Origin of the sequence: Gardnerella sp. DNF01205, from assembly GCF_049244135.1 — a bacterium.
GTDB classification, from domain to species: Bacteria; Actinomycetota; Actinomycetes; order Actinomycetales; family Bifidobacteriaceae; genus Bifidobacterium; species Bifidobacterium leopoldii.
Genome location: NZ_CP058378.1, coordinates 1,134,236 through 1,150,142, shown reverse-complemented (window position 1 = coordinate 1,150,142; position 15,907 = coordinate 1,134,236). Strand labels below are relative to the sequence as shown.

The 15,907-nt window shown below is 45.6% G+C and carries 5 protein-coding genes; all 5 read left to right on the top strand.

The features are described 5' to 3' along the window. The first annotated feature begins 8 nt into the window (after nucleotides 1-8). The 5 genes from HXT47_RS04785 (at nucleotide 9) to HXT47_RS04765 (ending at nucleotide 15,849) form a co-directional block, all read left to right on the top strand. Nucleotides 9-566: a SixA phosphatase family protein gene (locus HXT47_RS04785; protein ID WP_004119025.1), complete on the top strand. Its 558-nt coding sequence runs from the start codon at nucleotides 9-11 to the stop codon at nucleotides 564-566. Nucleotides 567-684: 118 nt separating this feature from the next. Next, nucleotides 685-3,063 (top strand): 5-methyltetrahydropteroyltriglutamate--homocysteine S-methyltransferase, encoded by a 2,379-nt coding sequence (gene metE / locus HXT47_RS04780; protein WP_174163813.1) that lies wholly within the window; start codon nucleotides 685-687, stop codon nucleotides 3,061-3,063. 3 nt (nucleotides 3,064-3,066) lie between these two features. After that, entirely contained in the window at nucleotides 3,067-3,921 is an 855-nt protein-coding gene (gene metF, locus HXT47_RS04775; protein ID WP_421785234.1) for a methylenetetrahydrofolate reductase [NAD(P)H], read from the top strand. A 952-nt stretch (nucleotides 3,922-4,873) separates the two neighbouring features. After that, nucleotides 4,874-12,568, top strand: coding sequence for a peptidase (locus HXT47_RS04770; RefSeq protein ID WP_421788924.1), 7,695 nt, complete (start codon nucleotides 4,874-4,876; stop codon nucleotides 12,566-12,568). A 92-nt stretch (nucleotides 12,569-12,660) separates the two neighbouring features. Beyond that, nucleotides 12,661-15,849: a bifunctional [glutamine synthetase] adenylyltransferase/[glutamine synthetase]-adenylyl-L-tyrosine phosphorylase gene (locus HXT47_RS04765; protein WP_174163819.1), complete on the top strand. Its 3,189-nt coding sequence runs from the start codon at nucleotides 12,661-12,663 to the stop codon at nucleotides 15,847-15,849. Nucleotides 15,850-15,907 lie beyond the last annotated feature (58 nt).

Here is a 15,907-nt window from a genome sequence, read left to right as displayed (position 1 = left end):
AGAGCATTATGGCATCACCAATGAAAAAGCTTATGAAGAAAGCACATCATAGTAAGTACGTTTTGTTGCTGATGCGTCATGCGAAGGCTGAGGCGCCTCAAATGGGTGACGACTGGGGTCGTGGCCTTACAGATAAGGGCTTGAAGCAGGCGAAAATTATGGCAAAAGGCTTGGAATCTTTGAAGCTTGTGCCGGATTATATTGTGTGTTCTAGTGCGAATCGCACTGAGCAAACTTTGAAACGCATGTTGAAGCGTTTTGGCGACTCTCCTGTGGTTGAGTCGCGCAAGAGTCTTTACGATGGCGGTATGCAATCTGTTATGGACGAGTTGCAAGCGATTCGAGGCGATGTTCATACGACGATGATTGTTGGGCATGAGCCGACGATGTCTATGGCTGCGCAGTGGCTTTCTTCGCCTGATTCGGATCCGGATGTGCTTGGGGCGATGCGTTTGGGGCTTGCTAATGCGTCTGTTGTGGTGCTTGTGTCTGATCGTCCATTCGCAACTTGCGGCTTGCGCGGTGCCACGGCCCTCGCAATCCTCACCCCCAAATCCTTTGCATAACCACACGAAATTAAGCATATAAATTAAGCTTATAACGACACCCCAAGTTCTTGAATGACCGCATTCAAGCATTTCTTTGCTAGGCTAAAGCGAGTCAAAGAAATTTTTTGGAGGATGTATGTCTGCGGTTTTTACTTCTGTTTCCGGTTTCCCACGTATTGGCGCTAATCGTGAGTTGAAGAAGATTATTGAACGTTACTGGAAGCAGGATGCTTCTTTGGATGAAGTGCGTGAAGTTGCTCAGTCTTTGCGAGCTAAGCATTGGCGTTTGCAAGCTGAAGCTGGGATTGATTTAATTCCAAGTAACGATTTTAGCTACTATGATCAAATGCTCGATACTGCTATTTTGCTGGGTGCTGTGCCTGAGCGTTATCGTAAATTGAATTTTGAGCATGCTGAGGATACGCTTTTTGCTATTGCGCGCGGCTATCAGGGTGAGCGCGGAGATGTGACGGCTTTGCCAATGAAGAAGTGGTTTACTACGAACTACCACTATATTGTTCCGGAAGTTGAGAATCCGGAAGGCTTGCATTTGGCTGGAACTAAGCCTTTTGACGAGTTTTTGGAGGCTCGCGCGCAGGGTTTGGAAACGAAGCCTGTGCTGATTGGCCCGTACACTTTTTTGAAGTTGGCTCGTACTCCTGAAGCGCAGGAGTTGAAAGTAACTGAGTCTGTGATTTCAGCTCTGGCTTTTGCTTATGCGAGTATTGTTAAGCGTTTTGGCGAACTTCACGCAACTTGGCTGCAATTTGATGAGCCTTATTTGGCGCTTGATAAAGAGGAAGGCGATTTGGAGCTTTTTGAAGCTTTGTATAAGCCTTTGCTTGATGCTAGGAGCGCGGAAGTTAAGATTCTTCTTAACACGTATTTTGGCAATATTGCTGACGCTTACGAAACTGTGAATAATCTTGGTTTTGACGGCATTGGCGTTGATTTAGTGGAAGGCAAGGAAGAAAATCTTGCAGCCATTGAGCGTTATGGTGTGAACGAAAAAACTACGCTTTTTGCTGGCGTTGTGAATGGCCGTAATATTTGGCGTAACGATTATGCTGTGAGCCTTGGTTTGGTTGACGCTTTGCGTGAGAATGTTACGGATCGCGTGGCTGTTTCTACTGCTTGCTCGCTTCTTCACGTGCCTTTTAGCACTGCTGGTGAGGATGCTTTGGGTGCGGATGTTTTGCAATATTTTGCTTTTGCTGTTGAAAAGTTGCAAGAGATTCGCGATATTGCAAATCTTGCTGCAGAAAGTGACGAAAGCCGCAAGTCAAGTAACGTTTTGGCTAAAAATCAGGCTTTGTTCGACGGTTCGCGCGTGAAAGCAGATTCTGCTGTTGCTAATCGTCTTGCTAATCTTAAAGATTCTGATTTTGTGCGATTGCCGGAAAGGGCAGAACGTCAGCGTTTGCAAAAGGAAGCTCTTGGCTTACCGGATTTGCCAACGACTACTATTGGATCTTTCCCGCAAACTAAGGATATTCGTAACGCTAGAGCTGCTCTTCGTAAGGGCGAGATTTCGCGCGAAGCTTACGACGAGTTTATGCGCAATCGCATTGCCAAGTGCATTGAGCATCAGGAGCAAATTGGCTTGGATGTGCTTGTTCACGGCGAGTTTGAGCGCAACGACATGGTTGAATATTTTGGCCAGCATTTGCGCGGCTTTAAATTTACGAAAAACGCTTGGGTGCAGTCTTATGGTACTCGCTGCGTGAAGCCTCCAATCGTGTGGTCGGATGTTTCTCGCGAGTCTGCGATTACTGTGGCTTGGAGCGCTTATGCCCAAAGCTGCACGAAGCATATTGTTAAGGGCATGCTTACAGGACCTGTGACGATTCTTAACTGGTCTTGGCCTCGCGAGGATATTACTCACGAGCAGCAGACTCAGCAGTTGGCTCTTGCTATTCGCGATGAAGTGTTGGATTTGGAGCGTGCGGGTATTCGTGTGATTCAGATTGATGAGGCTGCTTTGCGCGAAAAGTTGCCACTTCGCCGCTCTGATTGGCATAAGAAGTATTTGGATTGGGCGATTGCTGCTTTCCGCCTTGTTCATTCTGCAGTTGCTGCGACTACGCAAATTCACACGCATATGTGCTATTCGGAGTTTAATGACATTATTCGCGACATTGATGCTATGGATGCGGATGTGATTTCTTTTGAGGCTTCTCGTGGCGACTTGGTTGTGCTTGACGCTATTCACGACGCGCATTTTGAGACTGAGGCTGGTCCTGGCGTTTACGACATTCATTCTCCGCGCGTTCCTGGTAAGGCGGAGCTTGTGGAGCGTATTCACGAGATTTTGCGTAAGATGCCTGCTCAAAAGCTTTGGATTAACCCGGATTGCGGTCTTAAAACTCGAGGCGACGCTGAAACTTGGCCAAGCTTGGAGAATCTTGTCGCTGCTGCTAAAGAGGTCCGTGCGGAGCTTTCTAATAATCAGCAAAGCAACAAGCAAAGCGGAAATCTAAGCGGCAATGTAAGCAACAATCTAAATAGGGGGTGAGCTATGCCGTATAAACCAAAGTTTTCGCTGGAAGTTTTTCCACCTAAGCGCACATCTCCTATTGGTACGATTTACGATACTTTGGATGGTTTGAAGGGTCTTGACCCGGATTTTATTTCGGTTACTTACGGCACTGGAAAGCTGCAGGATCGTACTGCTACTGCGCGTATTGCTCATACGATTCGCTCCGAATATGGCATTGACGCAGTTGCTCATTTAACAGCTCGCTACCTTGATTATGATGCTGTTGATGAAGCTTTGGAAATGTTTGATAATGCTGGCGTTTCCGGCGTTTTGGCTTTGCGCGGAGACGTGATTGCTGGCCAGGAGGCGGCAGGCGTTTTTGAGCACGCTAGTGACTTGGTTTCCTACATTCGTTCAAAGCGTCCGGATTTGCCTATTTTGGGCGCTTGCTACCCGGAGAAGCATCCGGAGGCGGAAAGTTTGCAGGCGGATATTGAGAATCTTAAGCGCAAGGTTGACGCGGGTGTTACGCATTTAATTTCGCAACTTTTTTACGATAACGAGGATTTTTTGCGCTTCCGTGATTTAGCGCGTGCGGCAGGCATTAATGTGCCGATTGAGGCTGGAGTGATGCCTGTAGCGAATGCTTCGCAAGTTAAGCGCATGACGAGCTTGTGTGCGTCTCGAATTACTTCGCAAGTTTCCGCAATGATGGATCGTTGGGGGAGTAATGCTGATTGCTTGCGTGATGCTGGCAGTATTTTTGCTTCCCAGCAGATTAACGATTTAATTGCAGAAGGCGTGGATGGCATTCACTTGTATACGATGAATCATCCGGGCATTGCTCGAAGGATTTGGGCGAATGTGAAGCCGCTTTTTACGAAAATTGGGTAGGTGGCAGCTTTTTGCGAGTTTTGGTGGATTTCTCTCCTCGCAATTTTGTTTGCAATATTCTTGCGTATCGGCTATGAGTTTTGTAACTGATTTAGTTTTTTGGTTTTGACGAGGCTGGAAAATTTGTGTTTGCGTGCGTCCCGTCCTTCGGGCGCTCTGGCTGCTAAAAGAGTTTAGTGTGTTCGCCTATCTTTAAAGAATGTAGCTTCTCAGTCCTCTTTTAGCACTGAACACAATTTTTCCAGCCTCTCAACACACTAAACTTCAACACAAAACTCATAGACTAGTGCAATTTGTTACGAAAGTGCGTGGTTTACTAAGTGCCACTAAAGTCGCGCAATTAAGCTGCGGTGGGGTGCGTGGTTTGTGTGCTTGGCGTGATGTGTGCAGTAGCAATGATGCTAGTGTTCGCTATGCAATAAGTAATTAACGTCTGCAGAGCACAATTGCAAAGCTTCATGAACGTGCAAGATTCAATCTGTGCGAAAAATCTCAAATCTCTACCACGTGAATATCCACACGACCGAGTGGTAGTGAGTATTGAAATTTAACATAGAGTGTGTAATGTATACAAATACGCAAAAATGTATAAATACATAAAATAATTGCGTTTTATACTAAACATGTGTTTAGAATCACCATTAAAACTGTAATCTAGCTTACATTTGTTATGAAAGTTTTCGCTCCAAAAATCTGCTAAAAACATTGGAATAAAGCCTCTGGGGGGGGGGCTTCATAGGCTATACATTATAACAAATACGTTGCAAAATATTCGTATATTCGGTATTATTGAATGTAAATCTCAATAAAAGAGATCGTGCTTTTGAGAGCTGAGCAGAAGTTTGATATGTACTTCCGTAGTTCAATCAGCGTTTGATTACTGCACAAAGCTCTTCACTAATAAATTCATAAAGACTTGTTCAGAGAGAATCTGGTATTAAGGAGATACGCAATGGCTAATTCAAATTCCGGAAGGCACGCACGCAAGGTTACATTGGATGCTGCAGTAAGCAACGCGATTGCAAAGGCTGTGGATGCACGCAAGGTGGCGGCATTTACAGTTGGAGCCGCTGGCGTGTTGGCTGGTGCGGCGTTTGCTTTTGGAGCAACTCCGGCAATGGCGGCGGAGAATGGTGCTGCAGCTGGTGCGGCTTCGGTTCCTGTGGAAGCTAATAAGAAGCCTGGTGTTGAGGCTGGCAAGAAGGATGATGGTAAAGCTGATGCTGATGCGAAGAAGGATCAGTCCGAAGATAAAGCTGTTGCAGACGAAAATCTTGGTAATAATACTTTAAAGAAGGCTGACAAGACTTTAGGTAAGCAGACTAAGCTCGAACAGAATTTATCTAATGAAAAGAAAGCTTCTACGCAGTCTGTAGTAAAGGCTGATGGTAAGGCTGGTGCTGCTAAGTTTGAGGGTACTAAGGCTGGCGAAAAGCAAGTAGAGCAGAAGAAAATCGTAGAGCAGAAGACTGTGAACACTGAGTCTGTAGATAATAAGGCTACAGATAATACTACTGATACTGATAAGACTGATGTAGCTAGTAGAACCACTGAAAAAACTACTGCAAGGAAGCGTACAAAGCGTGCGGCGGTTGCTGAAAATAAGCAACCTGATACTACTGCGACTGAAAATCAGGATCGCGCTTCTGATGGTGCAGCAAATCAAGATCCTAATAAAATTAAGCCTGATACAACGGATACTACTAATACCAAGATTAATGTTGACGAGAATAACGCTGACACTATGCCGAACGTGTATGGCTGGGGAAGCTCAGACAATACATACAGCGTAGATGGTGAAAAGCATACTGTTACTTTCCATTTCGCAAAGCCAAAAGATGGCAGCAAGATTACCAGTATTGCTATTTTCCCTGCTAAGACGAATGGTTTCAATAATGCAAAAAGTGAGAGAGGTATTGATTTTTACTCGAAAAATTTAGGTAAACATCAACCTCATTCTGGCGAATATGAGTTTACTGCGAATGGTGATGGTTCTGCTGACCTTAAGATGACAACTCTTTTCAGAAATGGCAATATAGGCGGTGCTGAGAAGTATGTAGGCAGTCGTTCTATTTTCGTGTATGTAACTAAAGATGGTAGTAGTACAGAAACTATTGCATATAAAACGAATGTATTTCGTGCTGTAACGCTTGTGCCGCCAAAGACTTCCGGGTCAGTGGTGCTGAAATATAATCAGCCTCTTACGGTAGAAAAGGTTCAAGCAGCAATTACTGAAGCTGGCAATATTGAGACGGCGCGTAGCGATAAGAAGTCGGTAAATAATCAGCTTTCTGGAGCGTTTACGCAAAATATTAACGTAAGGTCTGAAGATGCTTACGACAAGACTACGTTTGAGGCTATTAATAAGGAAACCTCAGCTCAAGGCGCAACAAATAAAACTTATGTAACTGGAGCGAAGACTCTTAACACCTATATGGTTACGGATTTGGGCTTTAAGTCTGAGGCTATTCCGCTTACGGTTGCGCGCTATGATGATCGCATTGACAAGCCGATAGTTGAAGACCCGTCTAATCTTTCGACTGAAGTTAAGGAAGAAATAGCAAAGAAGCTTGCCAAGATTAACGGCGTTACAGCAGATAAGATTTCGTTTGATGGAGATAATGCTGTAATCCATTTTGACGGCGTGGATGAAAAAGATGCTCCTAAGATTGCCTTGCGCGACCTTGTGTTGAAGAAGTTTACCGAAGATCAGATTAAGGTTCCTGCAGAAAGTACCGCAACTGTTATCTACAATCCACTCGCTTACTCTGATGCTGAGATTAAGAGCATTAAGAAGGCTATTTACGAAGCTAATAAAGACAACACAGAGCTTGGACTAAGCGCTACCGACTACGAGAAGCAGATTACGCTTTCGTATCTTACTGGCAATCTTACTGCGGCTGGTCATGCAAATCAGGGCATCTCGAATGGTCAGGCAGAAAATACTATTACCGTTAAGATTAAGACCGATAAAGCGGTTGCTGAGTTTAAGTCTGATGTAAAGGCTGGCAAGCTCACGCGTTTGGCGGATATTCGCAAAGATTACGACGTTTCGTGGAAGAATAATAAAATTGCCGGCCGCGACACCGACGAAGGCCTTTCGTGGAGCGAAGACCACAAGACCATCATTTACCGCTACGACCCAACTAAAGCAGAAGGGTTTGATACAAATAAGATTCTTAATTTGTTGAAAGCTACGCCGAAGGATGGCAACGCTGGTTTGCGCGAGCTTACTGGTGGCGAAGCTCTTGCTCATGAAGGCGATAAAGAAAACGCGCAGAAGTCGCATGTGGGCTACGTGATCGACAAGAACGGCCAACCTACAACTGAGTTGTCGCTCGGCAATATGAGCGGTGCTTATTGGCAATATAGTCAGAATGTTTCTAATTCTGGTGAAAATCTTGGCGATTCTGAATCGAATGCAGGATCGTATTCCTGGGATGAAGAAGCTAAGCCGGTAGTAGTTGCTGCTAAAGGAAACAAGGTATATAAAGCGCGCCTGTTTGTTTTGCCGTATGGATTGACGATGTATAGAAACATTTACATCGAAAATGGCAAAAACCCTGGGAATACGCCTAAGGCGATTAACGTTATCTTTGTGCCGCAGACGAATCATAAGACAAGTGATTTGAAGAAGTCGGTTGAGGATCACAAGACTACCCATGTTGAGGGTAAGGAAGTTCCTACTGATTCTGCATACTACAACGCTTCGGACAAGGTAAAGAGCGACTATGATGATGCGTTGAAGGTTGCTAAACAAACGCTTGAAAAAGTTGGTAACACAGCTGATGCTGATTTAACCGAAGCGCTTAAGGCTGAGGTTGATAACGCAACCATTAAGCTGGAAAAAGCTCGCAAAGCTCTTGATGGTGACGCTACCAAGAAAGAGGAGCTTAAGAAATCCATCGATGAGAACGGTAAAGCTGCAGAAGGTCAGCAAGCTGCTACAGGCACGCAAGCAACAAACCAGTTCAAGAATGTGAGCGATCCTGACTTTAAGAAGTCAGATGGTTCTGCCGACACCGACAGGAACGAAGCTGCTAAGAAAGCAAAGACAGCTTACGATGAAGCACTTCAAGCTGCTGAAGCTGCAAGGGACAACAACAACGCCACGCAAAAAGACGTTGACGCTGCTAAGGCAAAGCTTGATGCTGCGCGTAAGGAGCTTGATAAGTACAGCACCAACAAGGATGAGTTGAATAATGCAATCGCTCAGCATGGTAAGGTAAAGACTGGTGATACGTCTAAGCAAGGCGAGGAGAAGCTCAAGACCGCTGACCCAGCATATCAAAACGCAACTGAAAAAGAGCGTACAGCTTATGATAACGCTGTAAAGAAGGCAAACGATCTTTCAGCTGATCCAACTGCTTCTCAAAAGGAAGTAAACGCTGCAATTACAGCTCTTGAGGCCGCTAAGAAGGCGCTTGATGCCAAGGCAACGAATAAGGCTAAGCTTGCAGCTGCTGTTCAGCAAACATTCGACAACCCTGATCCAGCTGATGAGAGTAAGAGAAGCACCTTCTATAAGAATGCTCTTAATAAGAAGGACAGCGGATCAGATGAGGAAAAAACTAAGGCTGCTGCTGCTATTAAGGCATATGATGATGCTCTGAAGACAGCTAAAGAAGTACTTGCTAGTAAAGATGCCACTCAGAAGCAGGTAGAAGAAGCTGAGCAAGCATTAACTTCTGCTGAAGATGCGCTTCATAAAGATTATGCAACTGATGCTAATGATTTGACGAAGGCTTTGGCGGACAATATTGATGGATATTTGAAGCCAGCATACTTTAATGCTTTTGATAAGGCACAAGCAGGCGATCAGAAAGCTAAGCAAGCGTTTAAGGAATATAACGAAGCGTATCAAAAGGCTAAGGAACTGAAGCGAAAGTTTGCTGAAACCGAAACGTCTAAACAGCCAACTGCGGAAGAAATTACAGCAGCGAAAGAAGCTCTTGAAAAGGCTCGTCAAGTTATTGACACGTATGCGACTGATACGTCTAAGCTGTCGGCGGCATTCTGGAATGATCTAGCTATTCAAAATAGTCCTGCTTATAAGAATGCAAAAGCACTTGCTGAGAAGCAGAATCCTACCGAGGAAGAAAAAACTCAGGTAGAAGCTGCTAAAAAGATAAAGCAAGCGTATGATGATGCGGTTGCTAAGCTGCGCAAAGCATTTGAGAATAAGCTTGATAAGGATAAAGGGACAGATGGAACTGATATTCCTGTCACCAATATTCCTGATGCAAAGGGTGACCTGAACGATAAGGATTATCTCAAGAACATTCAGGCACACGAAAATGGCGAGCCGCTTGATAGAGATGTCACAAAAATTCTGAAGGCAATGAACGACGCATCTGCTCAATTAAACCAGTTTGCGACTAAGACGGATAAGCTGCAGGAATCTATTAACAAAGATTCGGATACTCGCCAAACTCCTGGATATAAGAATGCTTCAGTTCATAATTATTTGAGTGCTGATGGTAATGCTGATTCTGCTAAGAATACTGCTGCTCGTAAAGCTGCAAATGAGTATGGTGAAGCTCTTAACAAGGCTAAGGATTTGCTCAAGAAGTCTAGCGCAACGCAGGAAGAAGTGGACGCGGCGCTTAAGACCTTGGATGAGAAGCGCAATGCTCTTGACATGTACAACACCGACACTGCTAAGCTTGAAACTAGTGTCAAAGCTCACGGCTCTACAGATGGCGCTGCACCTACAGAAGGCACGCAAACTTCTGATGCGTATCGCAACGCTTCTGATCCTCATTTCTTAACAGCTGAAGGCAAGCCTGATACCAAGAAGAATGATGAAGCTAAGAAAGCTAAGAAGGCATACGACAAGGCATTAGTTGAGGCGCAGGAGCTTTTGAAGAAGCATGACGATAAAGATACGCCGCAAGACGCAAAGCCAACGCAAAAAGACATCAACGCCGCGCTTAAGGCTCTGGATGAAGCACGTACCAAGCTTGACACATACAAGACTGATACAACTAAGCTTGAGGCAGAAGCTAATAAGTCTACTGCGGAGCATGCTCCTGTTACTGAAAACGACTTCGAGGACACTCCAGAGTTCAAGAACGCTGATGCTAAGAAGAAGGATGGCGCTGACGGTAAGAAGGTAGACAATGATGATGTGAAAGCGTACAAGGATGCTTTGGCAAAGGCACGCAAGTTGGCGCAAGATAACACATCCAATACGCTCAGCGATCATCCAACTCAGAAACAGATTGATGATGCTCTTGAGGCCTTGAAGCAAGCTAAGCAAGCTATTACCGACGGCTATAAGACAAACGTTGATAAGCTTAAGCAAGCTAAGGAATACGCAGAAGATGTATTCAAGAAGACTCCTGAATACAAGAATGCTGAAGCAATCAAGGCTGACGCTAACAACGCAAAGCATGATCAGGCTGGAAAGGACTTGGGCGATGCTACTAAGCAAACTGGTTTTGAAGGTCAGATTGCTAAGATTGCTGAAAAGCTTAAGGATACTAGCAAGCTTACTCAGCGTGAGGTTGATGCGTTAGTAAAGCAGCTCAATATTGCTCAGAAGAAGATTGCTGACAGCTACAAGACCAACGTTGACAAGCTTAATAACGAGGTCGGTGATAAGGATCAAGACGGCAAGCCTGTAACTCCTAAGTTTGAAGAGTCGATTCCGTACAAGAACGCTCTTGAAAAGAAGAACGCTGGCGACGCTGATGCGACTGCAAAGCTGGAAGCTTACAACGAAAAGCTCAAGGCTGCGCAGGAACTCATCAACAAGGTGAATAATCCTGATCCAAATGTTGAAGCTGATAAACAGCCAACTCAAAAAGAAGTTGATGATGCTCTTAAGGCTTTGCAAGATGCTAAAAAGGCAATCGACGACAGCTTCGGTACTAAGATTGACGATTTGAAGACTGAAGCTGCGAAGTCTACTGCCGATACGACAGATCCTACTGCTAAGCCAACTGCTGGGTCATTTGAGAGTACTACTGAGTATCAGAATGCGCTTGCTAAGAAGACTGATGACGGCAAGGATAATGCTGACGTTACTGCTTATAAAGAAGCGTTGAAGAAAGCTAGGACTTTGCTTGAAAAGTTTGGTGATGACGGTAAACCAAAGCCTGGTGCTAAGGATGTTCCAACTCAGCAAGAAGTTGACGAGGCTCTTAATAATCTGAAGGAAATTAAGGATAAGATTACTAAGAACTACGTCACTAGCCCGCACGACTTGCAAGAAGAAGTTGATAAGTCTAAGGACGGCAAGGACGACACCAGCACCGACGTGTTCGAGAACACTCCAGAGTTCAAGAACGCGACTGCGAAGGGTGATGAAGCTGCCAAGAAGGCACTAGATGCCTACACCGAAAAGCTCAAGGCTGCCAGGAAGCTTCTTGATGCCTTTGATCGCACTACTGGCAAGCCAAAGGGTAAGCTTCCAGACGGCATGGATAAGGCTCCAACCCAGCAGGAACTTGACGCTGCTTTGAAGGATCTTCAGGATGCCAAGAAGAAGATTACTGACGGCTACAAGACTAATAAGTCTGATTTGAACACTGAAGCTGGCAAGGATTCTGACTTCACTAAGACACCTGAGTACGTAAATGCTCAAGCTAAGGGTGATGACGCGTCTAAGCAGGCTCTTGAGGATTACAAGAAGGCTCTTGAGGATGCGAATAAGGTTCTCGGCGATAAGAATGCAACCCAGGCTCAGGTTGATGATGCTTTGAAGAAGCTTCAGGATGCTAAGTCTAAGCTTTCTGATGGTTATAAGACTGATAAGACTGATCTGACTGCTGAAGCTGGTAAGGATTCTGATTTCACTAAGACGCCTGAGTATCAGAATGCTCAAGCTAAGGGTGATAACGCGTCTAAGCAAGCTCTTGACGCCTACAAGAAGGCGCTCGAAGACGCTAACAAGGTTCTCGGCGATAAGAATGCAACCCAGGCTCAGGTAGACGAGGCTTTGAAGAAGCTCCAGAATGCTAAGAAGAAGCTTACTGATTCTAATAAGACTGATAAGTCTAAGCTTCAGACTGAGGCGGATGCTGATGCTAAGTTCCGTGATTCTGTATTCTTTATGATTGGAATGACTGAGGATATTGACGCGTATAACAAGGCTTTGGCTGAGGCTAACAGTGTGCTTGCAGATCCTAACGCTACTCAGGCTCAGGTTGATGAGGCTTTGAGGAAGCTTCAGGCTGCTAAGGATAAGATTAATCACCCGTTTGGTATTGATAGTGGTGTTGGAAGCGGCTCTGGTTCTGGTGTTGGTTCTGGTTCTGCTGCTGGTTTTGAGACTACTGATTCTCAGAGTGCTTCGGTTGATAAGACTGCTTTGCGAGTCGAGGTTAATAATTCTGAAGCGGATTCTTCTGCTGCGTCTAAGGCGAATACTGCTGCTGCTAGAACTTATGTGAGTGCTTTGGCTGAGGCTAAGCGTGTGCTTGCTGATAAGAATGCTACTCAGGCTCAGGTTGATGCCGCTTTGAGGAAGCTTAAGAACGCTAAGGCTGCGTGGCGTAATGCTTCTGGTGCTTCCGGTAATGCTAGTGGTCTTGCTAAGACAGGTGCTGCAACTGGCTTGTTTGCAAGTCTTGCCGCAGTCTTCTCCGGACTTGGTGTTGCAGGCATAGCTTCTCGCCGCCGCAAGCACTCTAACGAGTAGTCTTGCGCCGTAATTAAGCAAATTCCCTCGCAGGTTATCTTCCGATAATCCGCGAGGGATTTTTGTACACCACCACAATGTAAAGTTGCGGTATGGAAAGTGCGAACAGAACAGATAGTACAACTACTGAAACCAACTGCAACGAAAGCAGCACAAACTCTTCCGCACTCACCTCAAGAAGCCTTATTAAAGCGGGCTTTGCTCGCCCGGATGCCGCACGTTGCGCAATGATGGCAATACGCAAAAACTGCAATAAAATATCGTTTGAAACACTACTAAGAAGCGCGCTTACAGTTGAAGATCCAGATTCTGCATTGCTTTCATTGCAAGATTTAAGTGAAGCATACCCCGAAATAATAAATAATATTTCAACTTCAAATTCGCAAATATCTGACTCATTAACAAGCCTAATGCAAGTATTAGGTGCGTCTAACGCGTTGGCAATGCTTATGCGCACAAGGCCTAATCTTATAAAAGCTGCAGCAAATGACCCGAATCATCTTTTTGCAATGACTAGGGAAGAACGCGTAAAAGACTTACTCGAAGCAATACAAGCTTACACTGCAACAGTTGTTTCTTCTGAAAGCAGCGATTCTAACACAATTTACTTAACATCACTCGGCTTTGCACAAGCAGTTTCTGCGCTTCGTGCGCGCTACCGTGAGCATGTTGCTGCAATTATGGCGGCTGATTTAGCGAGCGCTGACCCTGTTGAAGTGCAGCCAGATATTAGCCGTAAGCTTTCCGACGCTGCCGATGCTGTTTTAGAGGCAGCGTTGTCTATTTCGCGAGGACAGGTTACTGGTTCTTCCGCATGCAGATTTGCGATTATTGCTATGGGCAAGCTTGGAGCGCAAGAAATTAACTACGTTTCCGATATCGATTTGATTTATGTTGTGGAGCCTGCGGATTTAAGCAACAAGCAGAACCAGGATGCTGCTTTGCGCGTTGGTGTTTCTATGGCAATGGTTTTGCAAAAAGTATGCCAGTCGGTGGTTATGGGCTCTGTGGAGCCTCCGCTTTGGCAGATTGATACTGCGCTTCGCCCGGAAGGTAAGGATGGTCCTCTTGTTCGTAGGCTTGATTCTCATAGAGAATATTATGAAAAGTGGGCGAGTAGCTGGGAGTTTCAGGCGCTTTTGAAGTCGCGCCCTGCAGCAGGGGATACGGATCTTGGAAAAGCTTATCGCGATATGGTAGAGCCGTTTATTTGGAAGGCTTCTGGTCGTGAGCATTTTGTAGCTGACTGCCAGCATATGCGTCAGCGTGTGGAGTCGCTTATTCCGGCTTCTCAACGCGATTTGGATATGAAACTTGGTAAAGGCGGCTTGCGCGATGTTGAGTTTACTGTGCAAATGCTGCAGCTTGTGCACGGAAGTGAGGATGAGTCGCTTCGAGTAAGGGATACTATTTCCGCTTTGCAAGCGTTGGCTCAAGGTGGCTACGTCTCTAGGTCTCAGGCGGCGCTATTGGCAGAACACTACCGTTTTGAGCGTGTTCTTGAGCATCGTCAGCAAATGTGGAGTATGCATCGCACGCATTTGTTCCCAGATTTGGGTGCGCAAGGAAACGGCGGCTTGGATCGCGCGCGCACAATTTCTACAGAGCAGCTTAACAACAATGAGCAGATTTGCCGACTTGCTCGTGCTGTGCGGCTTCGTCCGGAAGAGTTAGTTGCGCGTTTTGATAAAGCTCGTCGTGAAATTCGGCACTTGCATAAGGATATTTACTACCGTCCGATGCTTCCTATTAACGCTCAAACGGATGCGGATCCTATTGTGCTTTCGCCGGAGGCTGCTCGCGCGCGCTTTGCTTCTATTGGTTTTGCGGATGCTCGCGCAGCACAGTTGCATGTTGAAGCGCTTACAGAGGGGCTTTCTAGGGCTGCTAAAATTCATAGAATTTTGCTTCCGGCAGTGTTGAAGTGGCTTGGCGACGGGCAGAATCCGGATATGGGTTTGCTTGCGTGGCGGCGTCTTGCGGAGCGTTTTGGCGGAAAAAATACGTATCTTGGTTTTTTGCGTGATTCTCCTTCCGCAGCTCAGCGTCTTTGCCACGTTTTGGCGGATTCGCGCTATCTTGGCGACGCTATGATGCAGTCTATGCAGTCTATTACTTGGCTTGGAGACGACGAAGCGTTATCTGCGCGCGATAGGGCAAGTCTTGACATGCAAACTAGTGCAATGGTTGCGCGTTATGCAAGTAATATTGCGGATTTTGCGCAGTCTTTGCGCGCTCTTCGCCGGCAGGAAATTGAGCGAGTAGCTTTAGCTTGGATGTGTGGTCTTATTGATGACGATACTTCTATGCTTGCAATGAGTGACGTGTTTGATGCTATTTTAGATGCGACTTTGCAATGGTCTATGCGTGAAGCTGTGTCAGTCATGAATTTGAATGCTCCTCAAGCTGAAATTGCTATTATTGCTTTAGGTCGCTACGGTGGTAGAGAAGTAAACTTCTGTTCTGATGCAGATATTATGGTAATTTACAAGCCGGTTGGTGAAGTTTGCGATTTAAATGCAGCTCACCGCTTTGCGCAAAAAACTGTAGATATTTTGCGTAATATTTTGCAAGGTCCTCTTACGCTTGAACCAAAAATCATGGTCGATTTGGATTTGCGTCCGGAAGGGAAAGACGGTCCGCTTGTTCGTTCGCTAGAATCTTGCGAAAATTATTATCGTCAGTGGTCTAGTACTTGGGAGCATCAAGCGTTGTTGCGAGCGCGTTTCGCTGCAGGTTCTAAGGAATTGGCGGATGCTTTGCTTGATGGCGTTGTGAACGAATTGCGCTACGCTGCAAATCCTCTTAGTGATTCTCAGCTTGCTGAAATTCGTAAGCTTAAAGCGCGCATGGAAGCGGAGCGTTTGCCTCGAGGTGTGAGTAGGGATAGGCATTTGAAGCTTGGTCGTGGCGGTTTAAGCGATGTTGAGTGGACTGTGCAATTGATGCAATTGCAATATGCTTCAAAGCATGAATCTTTACGAGTAGTTGGAACTATGCAAGCATTGAAAGCATTGCAATCTGAGCATTTTATAAGCGACGAGGATGCTGAAGTTTTAAGCCGCTGCTGGCATATGTGTTCTGCAGTGCGCAACGCAAACTTCTTGTGGTCTGGCTCAATGGCTCGCGCAGATATTATTCCAACTGACTCGTATTCTTTGGGCGGAATCGCAACTTACCTTGGCTATGAGCCGAATCAGGGCCGCGTTTTTGAAAACGATCTTTTAGCAACCATGCGTCAGTGCCGCGAAATCATGTCTCGTCTTTTCTACGCTCGCTAATCATTTCATCTTTAGTCACTTTACATTTATTGTTGCATTATTTGTTTTAAGTTATAAT

What these genes read in the sequence shown, in the direction of transcription:
- HXT47_RS04785 (WP_004119025.1), top strand. Translation starts at nt 9, where the DNA reads ATGGCATCACCAATGAAAAAGCTTATGAAGAAAGCACATCATAGTAAG.
- metE (WP_174163813.1), top strand. Translation starts at nt 685, where the DNA reads ATGTCTGCGGTTTTTACTTCTGTTTCCGGTTTCCCACGTATTGGCGCT.
- metF (WP_421785234.1), top strand. Translation starts at nt 3,067, where the DNA reads ATGCCGTATAAACCAAAGTTTTCGCTGGAAGTTTTTCCACCTAAGCGC.
- HXT47_RS04770 (WP_421788924.1), top strand. Translation starts at nt 4,874, where the DNA reads ATGGCTAATTCAAATTCCGGAAGGCACGCACGCAAGGTTACATTGGAT.
- HXT47_RS04765 (WP_174163819.1), top strand. Translation starts at nt 12,661, where the DNA reads ATGGAAAGTGCGAACAGAACAGATAGTACAACTACTGAAACCAACTGC.